This window comes from Kitasatospora sp. NPDC051170, assembly GCF_044455705.1.
In the GTDB taxonomy this organism is placed as follows: Bacteria; Actinomycetota; Actinomycetes; order Streptomycetales; family Streptomycetaceae; genus Kitasatospora.
This window is the reverse complement of sequence record NZ_JBITFA010000003.1, coordinates 546,547-559,975: the sequence shown is the minus strand read 5'-3', so window position 1 is coordinate 559,975 and position 13,429 is coordinate 546,547. Positions and strand designations below refer to the sequence as shown.

Genomic DNA, 13,429 nt, shown 5'->3' with positions numbered 1-13,429 from the left:
GTCAACCTGACTGACAGTAAGGAGGCTTGATATGTCCGAACGCGCGGGGCTGACTCGTCTGACCAACAACGGCAGCGGGGACGGGCCGTGCGGGGAGAAGGACTGCCCCAACGTCTACCGCACCGAGGCGGGCAAGTTCGTGGTCCAGGGCGACCTGGTACTCCTCTTCACCCCGCCCGAGGGCGAGGGCCTGGTTGAGATCCCCGAGGAGACCCTTCGGGAGGCGTTCCGTGCTCTTGGTTGGTGAAGCCTGGAATCAGTGCTTCGATTCCATGCAGTCGGAGGCGTGGCGGCTCGAAACACTGCCCACCTACACCATGCCGCAGGAAGCCGAGAAGCTCGCGCGCTTTCTAGCCGGAGAGGGCTCCCCCGATGACTACAGGTCCGGGTGGATGGACGAGGTGGAGCAGTGGACGGCCGAGGGAAAGCGCGTCGGGCGCGTTCACATTGTTACCCGCCCGCTCTCCGACTATCTCCGGTTCGAGTTCGAGTACTACTATCGCCACCACGTGAAGGCCGGCGAAGACATTCGAATCCTTGACGTGAGCGACAGGGAAAATCCACTTCCGTCCGTGCAGGACTTCTGGATGTTCGATCAGTCCAAGATCGTCCTCATGAACTACAGGGCGGACGGGACGCAGATCAGCCGCGAGCTCTTCGACGGTGACTCCGCACCATTTGTCGAGTACCAGCGGGCGGCTATCGCGGAATCGGTCCCGTTTTTGGAGTACGTCAAGCCGTGACGCTCCGCCCCGAGCAGCTGGACCAGTCCAAACAGGAACTGGCTGCAACACTGAAAGAATTGCGGAAGCGAGCCGGGCTCTCAGGGGTCCGGCTCGCTGCGCGCTGCAATATGTCTCAGTCCAAGATCTCAAGGATTGAGAATGGGAAAAGCCCCGTCAGTCTCGTGGATGTGGAACAGATCCTCCGTTCCCTAGAGGCTCCGGCAGAGGTGCTGACCCGAGTCACAGAGCTTGCCCGCCTGGCGAACACCGACTGGCAGAGCCTTCGAGCGCTTCGGCGGAAGGGGCTTCAGCATAAGCAGCAAGAACTTGCTGGTCTGGAGTCTTCATCCACGGAGTTCAGATTCTTTTTGTTGTCGATGATTACGGGGCTCCTCTCGACCCCCGAATACATTAAGGCTAGCCTTGCTCACCTCGATGGCGACCAGAGTAGACTCATAGCGCGAAAACTGAGTCGCCAAGAAGTGCTATATGACGCCAGTAAGAGATTCATATTTCTCTTGTCGGAAATGGCTGTCAGATGGCCGTTGATCCCTGCGCCGGCCATGGCGATGCAGCTCGATCGACTCATCTCGGTCTCTCGGCTCCCCAATGTCCGCCTCGGTGTTATCCCTTTGGGCGGTCTCATGCCCGTGGCGCCGATGGACACTTTCACCATATATGACGCATCTCTTGTCACCATCGAAACAACCAGTGGGGTTCTGGCGCTCAGGGACTCGAAAGACGTAGCGATGCACTTGGAAGCATTTGCGACCATGGAAAGATATGCCCTCTTTGATGAAGAGGCGCGGAGCCTTCTCCTGCGATGGTCCGATGACTTTCGAGGCTCTGATCAGCAATTTATGCAGGCACGTGAATAATTTTTGAATAACGTGCTTGCATCCCATAGCTTGACTCCTCACCCACAGAGCCAAGCGAAGGGGAGCAAGGATGTCTACTGCCGTGAGGTCCGCCGGTTCGCGCCGGATCAGGGAGAGGGCTACTCCGGGGGAGATGGCTGCGCTCTTGGAGGAGTACCGGGCGGCGGGGGCGAAGGCCCGCCCGGTGGTGTACCCGCTCGATCCGCAGTACCCGTGCCCGAGGTGCCCGTTGGGGGAGCACGTCGAGTGGTTGCGGTTCGACCTCTACGCTCCCGCGCCGGCCGACCCGTCCACCGAGCCCGAGAGGCCCGATCCGGTAGCCGCTGAGGTCGCCCGCCAGGCCGAGCTGAACGCGGAGCGCGGGCGGCACCGGCACTGACACTCCAATTGGTCTGATGATCACGGGATTTGGTATCCCGGGGGTGGGGTGCGGGATTGTGGGCCGACCGTGCGAGCGGCGCGCGGCAGTGGCCGTCAATGAAGGGGCGAAACCCATGAAGAAGATCGCTGCGAAGCTCTGGCGGATCATCCGGGGCCCGATGCAGTGGCGCGTTCTGTGGCTGTGGCACTCGAAGTTCATGGTCGGGGTCACGGGCATCGTCCGCGATGAGGAAGGCCGGGTGTTGCTCCTGAAGCACCGGCTGTGGCCGGAGGGTCGGCAGTGGGGTCTGCCGACCGGCTACGCCAACAAGGGTGAGAGCTTCGAGGACACGATCGTGCGTGAGGTCGGGGAGGAGGCCGGGCTCACGGTGAAGGTGTGCGAGCTGGCGCACCTGAAGAGCGGATACAAGCTGCGCGTCGAAGTCGCCTACGAGGCGCTGTACGTCAGTGGACGGATCAAGGTCGCTTCGTTCGAGATCTTGGAGGCTCGGTGGTTCTCTCCGGACGATCTCCCCGAGGGAGTGCAGGAGTCGCACCGGCAGCTGATCAGTCGTCAGTGCTTCTGACCCTCGGCCGCTCGCTCACCCCCTCGTGCCTGGGGCCGAACGAGCACCTGGCCGGGGACCTGTCCGAGCGCGCCGAGCTGGCACATCTGCTGGCCGGGCGGAGGGCGACGGCAGCGCTGGACCAGGCACACCCGCACATCACGTTCAGCCTGCTGCACTGGGTGCTGGACACCTGGGCGGACGAGCCGGCACGGGAGGTGTTCCGGCACGGGGCGGCTCTACTGGCCGACCGTTACAGGGAATTGGGGCTCGGCCAGCTGCTGCCGATTGATCGGGTGTGGGTCGGGGTGCGCTCGACCCAGCCGGATGCCTTCGGCGGGTTCCACCACCCGAACCAGGGCTACCGGCACGTGCAACTGGCGTCGGTGATCACCCGGTACGGGCGGCTTAGTGATCCCCGGCTGACCTCGCCGGAGCTAGTGGCGCTCGACCTGCTGAGGTCGTACGCGCATGACTGCCTGCACTGGGGCTCGTTCCGGGAGTACCGACTCCAGGATGGAGAGGTGGTTCGGAGTCGGTACGGGATCAACTGGTCTGACTCGCAAGGGCGTACATACTCGGCACCCGATGCGGACAATGCCGTGTCCACCCGGAACATCGGGATCGTCATGGAGGGAGCCACCGACCGCGAGGCCCGGACGATCGCCGCCATGGTGGCCGATCGCCTCGGCCTGGCTGAGCGGATCGCGCCGCCCGATTGGCTGGCGTTCCGCGACGCGACGGGGCGGCTGGAGCCGTCCGACTTCGACCACGCCGAACCCGGGATCGCCACCCGCTTCCACCTGGCGATGGCCGGATACGAAGACGCTGTCGGAGCGCGGTATCAGCGCTTCCTCACAGAGATGGGCGGGGCCGACACCGAGACGCTGCACGGGCTCATAGTCGCCGCCATGATCAGCGGCGACCTGTCCGGCCTGACCGCCTGGCTCAACCACCACCACGGACACGGCGCGTTCCGCCGCATCTTCCGCTCACCGGCCTACACCGGGCCCGGCCTGGGCGAGTAGGCCGCCCTCGATCGCCCCGGCCGTCCGTCGTTCCCCCGTGACGGATGGCCGGGGCACCAACATATCTGGACGGGCCTACAGGGCACCCGGATGGCGCTCCGGGGGCGACTGCGGCCCGTTGACGACGGTCCAGACCGGACCTGGTCATTGCCTCGCTGGCGGATATCCCTGCCACCACGGCAACGACTCACACTGACCGCGCAGTTGCGGTGGCCCCGGGCCCGGCCGGGGCCACCGCAACCCGCAGGAGTGGAGTTCTCTCAAATTCCGGCGCCAGCGCACACCGGGCGCAAGGATGATCCGAGTGACAACCACATCACCCGCTCAGTCCGGCGCGCCGGACCTGTGGCACCACTACGGCCGCACCCGCGCCGACACGGACCGGACCGTCCCTGGCGCCTTCCACTGGATCTGGGCCCATGTGTTCGGCAGCCTCGACCTCACCGACCCCCGTCGGCTCCTCCCAGCCGCCGCCCCCGCGCCCTGCGACCCGGCGGACTGCTGGCCGCCTCCACTCTGGGCCACTACCTCGGTGGAGCCCCCGCAGAACCGGACGTCCAGCACGCCGACATTCCGGCCTGTACCCCCGACGGCGGACCGGCCATGATGCGTCGCTGGGTTCTCCAGGAGAGTGTCTGGACGAAGCTGCTGGACGAGTCTGGGTTCACGAAGATCAGCATCGAGCGGCTCCCTCCCGCCGAACCGGGCGTACGCGCTGCGGACACGCTGCTTGTCCGGGCCTACCGCCAACCTTTGTGAACCCTCATGCAGGTGGCGCCTCGCTCTGTGGAGCGAGGCGCCACCTGGTCAGTGGGTGTGGTGGTCGAACTGGCCGGTCTTGGCGCCTTGGAGGAGTGTGGCGAACCTGGCGGGGACGGTGCGGATGACGATGTCGGCGTCGTCGGACTCGCGCAGCTCGACCAGCCCGCCGGTGGCGCGCACCTCGACGCATTCGTCGTGAGCGGCGGAGTAGCTGGACTTCTGCCATGCAGAACTATTCATGCTTGCTTTCCATTTCCTTCTTGATGGACCCGATGAACTCCCGGGTTTCCTCCTCCGAGAGCGCGCGGGACTCGAAGCGGGCAAGCAGCGATCGGAACTTGGCGAGGTGTGCGGGCGCATCGAAGATCCTGGCGCCGAGGCCCGTGTCCACTTGCGCGGTGTCGAGTTCGGGAATCGACCCCTCGGCATAGATGAAGTTCGCAAGGGAGCTCGGCATCGCGCCAACATCGAACGGGATTGCTCGGATCGAGATGTTCGGCTGCGCGGAATCCTCAATGAGTGCACCAAGCTGCTCGGCGAGGACCTCCGGGCTGCTGAACTGCATGCGTAGGGCGGCTTCGTGGATGAGCGCACCGTACGGCGTCACGCCGGACCGAATACGTCGTTGTCGCTGCATCCGGAAGGCGGTCCTGAGGTCGACCTCATGACGAGGCGGCGGCGGGACAGCCTGCGCGAAGACAGCAGCGGCGTACGAGCCGGTCTGGAGGAGGCCGGGAATGAACGCCATCGTATATGTGGTCATCGCTCGGGCTTGGCCCTCGAACTCCGCGACATCGATGAAGTCGCCGGACAGGCTGCCTCGATACTCCTCCCACCATCCCGGCTTCTCGCGCTCCGTGATGATCTCGGAGAGGGCATCGATCAACGGCTCGTTGACGCACATGCACATCGCGGCGACGGTACGCAGGCGCTCCACGCTGATGCCGATCTTCCCGGCCTCCATCTGCGTCACCTGTGCCGGGTTCATGCCGACGAGGCGGCCGAGTTCACTGCCGCCGAAGCCGGCCTGCTCCCGCATCCTGCGCAGCTCTGCGCCGAGCCGACGCTGACGGAGTGTTGGGTTCGTGCGAGCCATTGGTTCCTTCCGGGGGAGGGCTGGTCCCAGTGTGCCGCGCTGCCGGAGCGACGGTCCATCTCGGAGCTGGCGGTACCACGTTAGAGGGAATATTCCAGATCCATGGAAAATTTCTCATGCCTCTGCGATACGGTCGGTCACGCCGATCAGACGGATCGTCAGTAATGCCTGTTTTCAAGGGCAGTAGGCGCCTGCCGCCCTCGCACCGCAGAGCATCCAGCCCCACTCTGGCCTGGCTCACGGCGACGTATCCGCCGGCTCCTCTCCCAACGCCATCACCTCTCACGGAGGCTCCCGTGTGCACCCATAACACCCCCTCCCTCGCCCTCTCCCGGCAGTCCCTCCGGCACTCGCTGATCCGCTGCGGCTGGGACCCCAAGACCGTCTTCAACGCCGAACTCGCCCTCATGGAACTGATCGTCAACGCGTGGCGGCACGGAGGCACCGCCTGTCCCGTCGTCTTCTTCTCCCTCCTCGGCTCCACCCTCCGGGTCACCGTCTCGGACGAGAGCGACGCCCTCCCCGAGCAGCGCAAGCCGGGCGAGCTCGCCGAGTCCGGCCGTGGTCTCCAGCTCGTCGAGGGCCTCACCCACCGCTGGGGCGTCGACCCGCAGCAGAAGGGCAAACTCGTGTGGTTCGAGCTGGACTCCGCGGCGTGACCTGCGAGCCGGTCGCCCCTGGCGACCCCCGCGCGGGCGACTGCACCCGGTGCCAGATCATCGCCCTCCTCGGTGAACTGCACCGGCTAGGCCTCCAGTTCGGACTCCTCTGGGGCTCCGCCCATTCCTCGGAGACCGCCGACGGTCGCCTCCTGGTCGACTTCGGGCCCGCGCCCGTGAGCACTCTGCTCAACCTCCTCCACCTCCTCCGCGACCTGGACTGGAACGAGTAGCGAGACTGATGAACTTCCTCATCGGCGCAGCCTTCACCGTCCTCATCGTGCTCGCCTTCGCCACCGTCGCCCTCGGCGTCGTCACCGCCCTCCGCACTCCCCACCCCGAAGACCAGCCCGACCCCGACCGCCCGTCCAGCTGAAACCACACCGCCACAGCCGGGCCGAGTCCCCAACTCGGCCCGGCGGCGCGGCGGTCCGTCTGGTACCAGGTCGAGCCGGAGTGGTGACTTCGGCGGCTGTGAGGACAACGGATAGATCGGCGTACAGGTTCAATTGGAAATTCGGCGAAAAGCGCAAGGATTTCCGGCCGTGCCATATGGGTTTCGTATGGAGCTGAAGAATGAAGGAATCCGGGGCCTACGATCCATCTTCGTTCGCCTCGTAGAAAGATGGTTCCGAGTTGAAATCCCTGTCACGCCTGAAACGCGCACTGGCCTGCGGGCTCGCCGCAGTCGCCGTGGTCTCCGGCCTTACCGCGCAGGCCCAGGCAGCACCCGCTGCCGCCCCTGCCGCCGCTCCCGTGGACAAGACCTGCGGGACCCCGGCCTCGGTGGGCGGTGGCAACTGCATGACCGCGTTGATCGGCGCCGCCTTCAACACGATCGGGCTGATGCGCAGCGCCGCCAACCAGAACAAGGTGGACAACGCGGAGTTCACCCAGGGCACCGCGTCGAAGCTGAGTGCGAAGTTCCCCGGTTTCAACGTCATGGTGTACAAGACCGTGGGTACGGACCTGTACGACACCGAATGGTTCAAGGGCGAGTACAAGTCCGACATGAAAGGGGTGCTGATCGACACCACCTACAAGCTCAACCATTTCCTGGACAAGGAGAAGAAGGACCCCTCCGGCTACGACGTGTTCCGGATCTGGGTCTTCCAGGGGGACTCGACCTTCCGCAACCGCACCGACGGCGGCTTCATGAACTGGGCGTTCGTCGGCCAGGACGGCGACAGCGTCAAGAAGGACTCGTGGACCTGCCGCTCGGGCACCGCGCGGCCGTACAAGTGCGACGGTGACGTGCGCACCATCCACTTCCCCGGTCGCTCCGGCTACGGCACCAGGAGCGGCAGCCTGACCCCCGACTCCAGCGCCCCCGGCTACCACGCCTGCCTGGACGTCAGCGGCAACGGCAGCGCCAACGGCACCCCCGTCCAGATGTGGGCGTGCAACGGCGGTGACGCCCAGCGGTGGACGTACAACGGCTACAAGCTCCAGGCGGCCAACGGCAAATGCCTCGACCTGCCCGGCAACAACACCGCGAATGGGACCAAACTCCAGGTCTGGGACTGCCTCGAGATCCCCGGCCAGCGCTGGAGCATGTCGGCGAGCGGCGGCTTCCGGCACATGACGGACCTCGACGACCGGTCCAAGGACGTCTGCATCGACGACTTCAGCGGCCAGACCGCCAACGGCAGTTCGGTCGTGGCCTGGGGCTGCGGCTCCGAGGACCGTCGGGACGCCCCCAACCAGAACTGGGCCTGGGGCGGCACCCCGCCGGGCACCGACCCGACCAACCCGCCCACGCCGGGCGGCGGTGACGTCTACCTCAAGCTCGATGACGGCCTGGGCGCCGTCCCGGTCAACGGCTCCGCCGGCGCGTCGGTCGTCGCCGGGATCCGGGGCGGCAACGAGTCAAAGTGGAAGCTCACCTCGGTGGGCGGCGGCCGCTACCGGATCACCAGCTCGTACGGGCTGGAACTCACCGAGAGCGGCGGCTACATGGCCGAACTCCAGCCGTGGAGCAACTCCTCGAAGCAGAAGTGGGAGCTCGCCTCGATCGGCAACGGTCACTACCAGATCCGGATCTCCGGCGACGACTGCCTCGCGCACGACTCCGACTTCAAGCAGCTCGGCGTCTGGACCTGCAAGCAGGACTGGCACCAGGGATGGGTCCTCGAATCCACCTCCGGCGGCGTGATCACGCCGACCGACCCGGTCAATCCGACCAACCCGACCAACGCGTCGAAGCCGGACCCGAAGCCGAAGCCCGACCCGAACGGGGGTGGCTCCGCCGCAGTCCCGACCGAGCGCCCGGTGTTCCTGAAGCTCGACAACGGCCTGGGCGCGTCGGCGCCGACCGAGACCGCGAGCTGGGGCTCGCCGATCGTGGGCGGAGTCCTGGGCTACAAGGGCTCCAGGTGGACGATCAAGCCGCTGGGCGGTGACCGCTACCGGATCGTCAACGACCTCGGGTACAACCTCACCGAGAACCCCGACACCTACCTTGCCGAACAGCAGGCCTGGGGCAACACCGACAACCAGAAGTGGCAGTTCGTCAGCCTCGGCAACGGCAAGTACCGCGTCCAGATCGACGACGACAACTGCCTCGCCCACGACAGCGACTTCAAGCAGCTCGGCGTCTGGACCTGCAAGGACGGCTGGAAGCAGGAGTGGTCCCTCCAGCTCCTCTGAGTGGCGCGCCCGTGGTTGTCGGTGGCCGGCACTACGGTGCGGCCGGTAGGGCCTCGAGGGCGACCCGAGGACGACCCGATGAGAAGGGCGACCGGCATGGGCTACGCGAAGATCAACGGACTGTCCCTGTACTACGAGGAGCACGGCTCGGGTGAGCCGCTCCTCCTGCTGCACGGCGGTTTCGGTTCCGGTGAGATGTTCACGCCGCTCCTGCCGGCGCTGGCCGCAGGGCGCAGGGTGGTGCTCGTGGACCTCCAGGGGCACGGCCGGACGGCGGACATCGACCGGCCGCTGCGTGTCGAACAGCTGGCCGACGACGTCGCCGCCCTGATCGAGTACCTGGATCTGCCTCGGGTGGATCTGATGGGCTACTCGTTCGGGGCGGCGGTCGCCCTGCGCACCGCGATCCAGCACCCCGGGTCGGTGCGGCGGCTCGTGGTGGTGTCCACGCCCGCCAAGCGCGCGGGGTGGTATCCGGAGGCCGTGGAGGCGATGGGCCGGCTCGGGGTGGAGGCGGCGGAGGCGATGAAGCAGTCCCCGATCTACGAGACCTATGCCAGGGTGGCGCCGAGGCCGCAGGACTGGCCGGTGCTGGTCGGCAAGACCGCCGACCTACTGAAGCTGGACTACGACTGGACGGCCGAGGTCGCCGCCGTCACCGCTCCCACCATGCTGGTCTTCGGCGACGCCGACGCGGTGCGCCCCGCGCACGTGGTGGAGTTCTTCGGTCTGCTCGGCGGCGGTCTGCGGGACCCGGGCTGGGACGGCTCGGGCCTCCCGGCGGCCCGGCTGGCCGTCCTGCCCGGGGCGACGCACTACGACATCCTGACGGCACCGACGCTGTCGGCAGCGGTGCTCCCGTTCCTCGACCGGCCGGTGGAAGCGGCCTGATCGACCGCCGGGCCGAGCCGTCTCACCGGCTCGGCCCGGCGGCGCGGGCGACGGTGAACATCAACTCCGGGCGTGAACCCCGTCAGTGACTCTTACGCCTCCTGGGAGAGGGCTGCCGTCGAGCCCGGGGCGAAGGGGGCCGGGTTGTGGCGGACGAGGTCGAGGAGGCCGGGGAAGCGGGCGTCGAGGTCGGCGCGGCGGAGGTGGGCCTTGCGGCTGTTGCCGCGGTTGACCTGCTGGACGAGGCCGGCTTCGCGCAGGGTGCGGAAGTGGTGGCTGAGGGTGGATTTGGAGATGGCGAAGCCGAAGGAGAAGCAGGTGCGTTCGGTGGCTTCGGGGAGGTCGAGGAGTTCCTGCACGATCTGGTAGCGCAGGGGGTCGGAGAGGGCGTTGAGGATCGTTCGGAGGTCCATCTCCTCCGGGGCGGGGTGGCCCTCGGTGTCGACCATGGCGGCGTGTCCCTTCCTCAAGGTTTCACTTGCATCGTACCTTCCGGGCATGCCAGTCTCAGGTTCGGCATCAGGCGAACCTCGGTGTGAGGTCTCCGCCGCCGCATCCTTAGGTCCAGGGGGTCGCTTCGCCATGCCCGTGAAAGCTCAAGAACGCGCGACGGAAAGGGAGTCGGGGCGCAGCGGCGCGCTGGTTCTGGCCGCCGTGCTGGTCGCCGTGTTCGTCGTGCCGACCTCCATCTCCGGCACCGGCGTCGCCCTGCCGTCCATCGGCGCCGACCTGCACGCCGGGCTGGTGCCGCTGCAGTGGGTCGTCAACGCCTTCAACGTGGCGTTCGCCTGCTTCACGCTCGTCTGGGGCTCGATCGCGGACATCATCGGGCGGGTCCGCGCCTTCGCCCTCGGGGCCGTGATCTACGCCGCCGCCTCGCTGGTCAGCGTCCTCGCCACGGACGTCCTGCTGCTCGACGCCGCCCGCGCCCTGGCCGGGGTCGGTGGCGCGGCGATCTTCTCGGGCGGGGCCGCGCTGCTGTCCACCGTCTTCGAAGGCCCGGCGAGGGGACGGGCGTTCGCGCTGTTCGGCACCGTCGCCGGGATCGGGGTCTCGTTCGGGCCGTCCCTGTCCGGGGTGCTGATCGACGGGGCGGGCTGGCGCTGGGTGTTCGCCGTCCATGTGGCCGTGCTGGCGCTGGTGCTCCCCGCCGTGCCCGCCATGAGCCGCGCCGTCGGGCACACCCGCAACCCGGACGCCCGGGTGGACGTGCCCGGCTCGGCGCTGTTCGTGCTGGCCATGCTGCTGCTCACCACCGCCATCGCCCAGGGATCCCAGTGGGGTTGGGGCAGCGCGGGGGTGCTCGGGCTGTTCGCCGGGACGGCTGTCGCGCTGCTCGCGTTCGTGGCGGTCGAACGCCGCGTGGCCCACCCGGTGCTGGACCTCGGCGTGGTCGCGAACCGGCGGTTCCTCGCGCTGTGCCTGGTGCCGGTGGCCGGCTCCTTCGGGTTCGTCACCATGCTCACCTACCTGCCCGGCTACCTCACCGGCGCCGCCGGCTACTCCAGCGGCGCGGCCGGGGCCGTGATGCTGCTGCTCACCGTGCCGATGCTGGTCCTGCCGATGGCCGCCGCGAAGCTCGTGGCGCGCGGGGCCTCCGCGCTGGGGGTCATCCGGCTCAGCCTGGTGCTGCTCCTGGTCGGCGTCCTCGGGCTGGAGCTGTTCTCGCCCGAGGTGAACCTCGGGCTCGTCGCCCTGCCGATGCTGGTCACCGGCGCCGGGTACGCGCTCGCCGCCGGGCTCGTCGACGGGCAGACGCTGGAGCTCGTCGCCCCCGAGCGGGCGGGCATGGCCGCCGGGTTCCTCAACACCATGCGCCTCGGCAGCGAGGCGATCGCCGTCGCCGTGTACGGGGCGCTGCTGGCCACCGTCGTCACCGCCCGTACGCAGGACGCCCTCGCCGGGTACCCCGTCGACCCGGCCGCGGTGGCCGCAACCGCGGCCGGGGGAGATCTCGCCGGCCCGGTCGCCTCCGTCCCCGAGGGGCAGCGCGACGGGCTGACGCGGGTGCTCGTGGACGCCTACGACGGGGCCTTCCACACCGTCGCCGGGGTGCTCGCGGGGATCTGCGCGGCGCTGCTGGTGCTCGTCCTGGTGCTGCTGCGGGGGAGCGCGAAGCAGCGCTGAGGAGGTGGCGGTGATCACCTTCCGTCCGGCGCCCGCGCGGCACCTGCGGAGCGAAGGCGCAGGTCGGAGGCGTGCGGGCGTCGGGGCCCGGAGGCGGCGGGACGGGGACCGGCCGAAGGGCGGCGGGCGGGCGAAGCTACCATGTGCGCAACACCCTCAGCTCGAAAGATGGACTTGTGACTGTCAACGACGACGTGTTCACGGACTGGAAGAACCGCGAGGAGATCGCGGAGTCGATGATCCCGATCATCGGGCGCCTGCACCGCGAGAGGGACGTCACCGTCCTCCTGCACAGCCGGTCCCTGGTGAACAAGTCGGTGGTCAGCATCCTCAAGACGCACCGCTTCGCCCGGCAGATAGCGGGCGAGGAGCTCTCGGTCACCGAGACCATGCCGTTCCTGAGCGCGCTCACCACCCTGGACCTCGGCCCCTCCCAGATCGACATCGGCATGCTGGCCGCGACCTACCGGGCCGGCGACCACGGCCTGAGCGTCGAGGAGTTCACCGCCCGCGCCGTCGCGGGCGCCACCGGCGCGGACAAGCTGGAGCGCCGGGACTCCGGACAGGACGTCGTCCTCTACGGCTTCGGCCGCATCGGCCGCCTCGTCGCCCGCCTGCTGATCGAGAAGGCGTCCGGCAACGGGCTGCGCCTCAAGGCGATCGTCGTCCGCAACAGCGGCGGCGACGACCTGGTCAAGCGCGCCTCCCTGCTGCGCCGCGACTCCATCCACGGCCAGTTCCAGGGCACCATCGTCGTCGACGAGGCGAACAACAAGATCATCGCCAACGGCAACGAGATCACGGTGATCTACTCCAACGACCCCAGCGAGGTCGACTACACGGAGTACGGCATCAAGGACGCCGTCCTCATCGACAACACCGGCCGCTGGCGCGACCGCGAGGGCCTGTCCAAGCACCTGCGCCCCGGCATCGCCAAGGTCGTCCTCACCGCCCCCGGCAAGGGCGACGTGCCGAACATCGTCCACGGCGTCAACCACGACACCGTCAAGCCGGACGAGCAGATCATCTCCTGCGCCTCCTGCACCACCAACGCCATCGTCCCGCCGCTCAAGGCGATGGAGGACGAGTACGGCGTCGTGCGCGGCCACGTCGAGACCGTCCACTCGTTCACCAACGACCAGAACCTGCTGGACAACTACCACAAGGCGGACCGCCGCGGCCGCTCGGCACCGCTCAACATGGTGATCACCGAGACCGGCGCCGCCTCCGCCGTCGCCAAGGCCCTCCCGGACCTCCAGGCGAAGATCACCGGCAGCTCGATCCGCGTGCCCGTCCCGGACGTCTCGATCGCCATCCTCAACCTCCAGCTCAAGCGCGAGACCAACCGCGACGAGGTCCTGGAGTACCTGCGCGAGGTCTCCCTGACCTCCCCGCTGAAGCGCCAGATCGACTTCACCGACTCCCCGGACGCCGTCTCCAGCGACTTCATCGGCTCCCGCCACGCCTCCATCGTCGACGCCGGCGCCACCAAGGTCGAGGGCGACAACGCCATCCTCTACCTCTGGTACGACAACGAGTTCGGCTACTCCTGCCAGGTCGTCCGCGTCGTCCGCTACATCTCGGGCGTCGAGTACCCGACCTACCCGTCCCCGGCGGTCTGACCGCCCCGGACCCCCCACGATGGGGCGGCGGCCCGCTTCGGCGGCCGCCGCCCCATCGTCGTACCG

General features: G+C 67.8%; 16 protein-coding genes. 13 read left to right on the top strand and 3 right to left on the bottom strand.

Annotated features, from left to right (window positions below; genetic code table 11):
* Window positions 1–31: 31 nt before the first annotated feature.
* From ACIBCA_RS09590 to ACIBCA_RS09565, 6 genes are all read left to right on the top strand, one after another.
* Window positions 32–247, top strand: a complete 216-nt coding sequence (locus ACIBCA_RS09590; protein ID WP_396282280.1) for a hypothetical protein — start codon at window positions 32–34, stop codon at window positions 245–247.
* Window positions 231–743 carry a DUF6879 family protein gene (locus tag ACIBCA_RS09585; RefSeq protein ID WP_396282279.1) on the top strand — a complete coding sequence of 171 codons (513 nt, stop codon included), beginning with the start codon at window positions 231–233 and terminating at the stop codon, window positions 741–743. Before ACIBCA_RS09590 ends, ACIBCA_RS09585 begins: the two co-directional genes overlap by 17 nt.
* Entirely contained in the window at window positions 740–1,603 is an 864-nt protein-coding gene (locus tag ACIBCA_RS09580) for a helix-turn-helix domain-containing protein (RefSeq protein WP_396282278.1), read from the top strand. Before ACIBCA_RS09585 ends, ACIBCA_RS09580 begins: the two co-directional genes overlap by 4 nt.
* Before the next feature lie 133 nt (window positions 1,604–1,736).
* Window positions 1,737–1,982, top strand: a complete 246-nt coding sequence (locus tag ACIBCA_RS09575) for a hypothetical protein (protein WP_396282277.1) — start codon at window positions 1,737–1,739, stop codon at window positions 1,980–1,982.
* A 115-nt stretch (window positions 1,983–2,097) separates the two neighbouring features.
* Entirely contained in the window at window positions 2,098–2,550 is a 453-nt protein-coding gene (locus ACIBCA_RS09570; RefSeq protein ID WP_396282276.1) for an NUDIX domain-containing protein, read from the top strand.
* Window positions 2,541–3,557 carry a hypothetical protein gene (locus ACIBCA_RS09565; protein WP_396282275.1) on the top strand — a complete coding sequence of 339 codons (1,017 nt, stop codon included), beginning with the start codon at window positions 2,541–2,543 and terminating at the stop codon, window positions 3,555–3,557. The genes ACIBCA_RS09570 and ACIBCA_RS09565 overlap by 10 nt, the downstream gene beginning before the upstream one ends.
* 807 nt (window positions 3,558–4,364) lie before the next feature.
* Here the strand turns inward: ACIBCA_RS09565 and ACIBCA_RS09560 are convergent.
* Both ACIBCA_RS09560 and ACIBCA_RS09555 read right to left on the bottom strand, forming a co-directional pair.
* The gene (locus ACIBCA_RS09560; RefSeq protein WP_396282274.1) at window positions 4,365–4,559 is read right to left on the bottom strand and encodes a DUF397 domain-containing protein; all 195 of its coding nucleotides are present in this window, start codon (window positions 4,557–4,559) and stop codon (window positions 4,365–4,367) included.
* A complete protein-coding gene (locus tag ACIBCA_RS09555) occupies window positions 4,552–5,415 on the bottom strand; it encodes a helix-turn-helix domain-containing protein (RefSeq protein ID WP_396282273.1) in 864 nt (287 codons plus the stop codon). Before ACIBCA_RS09555 ends, ACIBCA_RS09560 begins: the two co-directional genes overlap by 8 nt.
* Before the next feature lie 296 nt (window positions 5,416–5,711).
* Between ACIBCA_RS09555 and ACIBCA_RS09550 the strand changes: the two genes are divergently transcribed.
* The 5 genes from ACIBCA_RS09550 (at window position 5,712) to ACIBCA_RS09530 (ending at window position 9,614) form a co-directional block, all read left to right on the top strand.
* Window positions 5,712–6,074: an ATP-binding protein gene (locus ACIBCA_RS09550; protein WP_396282272.1), complete on the top strand. Its 363-nt coding sequence runs from the start codon at window positions 5,712–5,714 to the stop codon at window positions 6,072–6,074.
* Window positions 6,071–6,307 carry a hypothetical protein gene (locus ACIBCA_RS09545; RefSeq protein ID WP_396282271.1) on the top strand — a complete coding sequence of 79 codons (237 nt, stop codon included), beginning with the start codon at window positions 6,071–6,073 and terminating at the stop codon, window positions 6,305–6,307. Before ACIBCA_RS09550 ends, ACIBCA_RS09545 begins: the two co-directional genes overlap by 4 nt.
* Before the next feature lie 8 nt (window positions 6,308–6,315).
* Window positions 6,316–6,450 (top strand): hypothetical protein, encoded by a 135-nt coding sequence (locus tag ACIBCA_RS09540; RefSeq protein WP_396282270.1) that lies wholly within the window; start codon window positions 6,316–6,318, stop codon window positions 6,448–6,450.
* Between the two features lie 428 nt (window positions 6,451–6,878).
* Window positions 6,879–8,723 (top strand): RICIN domain-containing protein, encoded by a 1,845-nt coding sequence (locus ACIBCA_RS09535; protein ID WP_396282269.1) that lies wholly within the window; start codon window positions 6,879–6,881, stop codon window positions 8,721–8,723.
* 78 nt (window positions 8,724–8,801) lie between these two features.
* Window positions 8,802–9,614: an alpha/beta fold hydrolase gene (locus tag ACIBCA_RS09530; protein ID WP_396282268.1), complete on the top strand. Its 813-nt coding sequence runs from the start codon at window positions 8,802–8,804 to the stop codon at window positions 9,612–9,614.
* Between the two features lie 92 nt (window positions 9,615–9,706).
* On the opposite strand, the gene ACIBCA_RS09525 is transcribed toward ACIBCA_RS09530, so the two are convergent.
* The gene (locus tag ACIBCA_RS09525) at window positions 9,707–10,063 is read right to left on the bottom strand and encodes an ArsR/SmtB family transcription factor (protein WP_396282267.1); all 357 of its coding nucleotides are present in this window, start codon (window positions 10,061–10,063) and stop codon (window positions 9,707–9,709) included.
* A gap of 133 nt (window positions 10,064–10,196) precedes the next feature.
* Here ACIBCA_RS09525 and ACIBCA_RS09520 point away from each other — a divergent pair, with 133 nt between their 5' ends.
* Together ACIBCA_RS09520 and ACIBCA_RS09515 are read left to right on the top strand one after the other, a co-directional pair.
* The gene (locus tag ACIBCA_RS09520; protein WP_396282266.1) at window positions 10,197–11,741 is read left to right on the top strand and encodes an MFS transporter; all 1,545 of its coding nucleotides are present in this window, start codon (window positions 10,197–10,199) and stop codon (window positions 11,739–11,741) included.
* A gap of 176 nt (window positions 11,742–11,917) precedes the next feature.
* Window positions 11,918–13,363 (top strand): glyceraldehyde-3-phosphate dehydrogenase, encoded by a 1,446-nt coding sequence (locus ACIBCA_RS09515; RefSeq protein ID WP_396282265.1) that lies wholly within the window; start codon window positions 11,918–11,920, stop codon window positions 13,361–13,363.
* The last annotated feature ends 66 nt before the right edge of the window (window positions 13,364–13,429 follow it).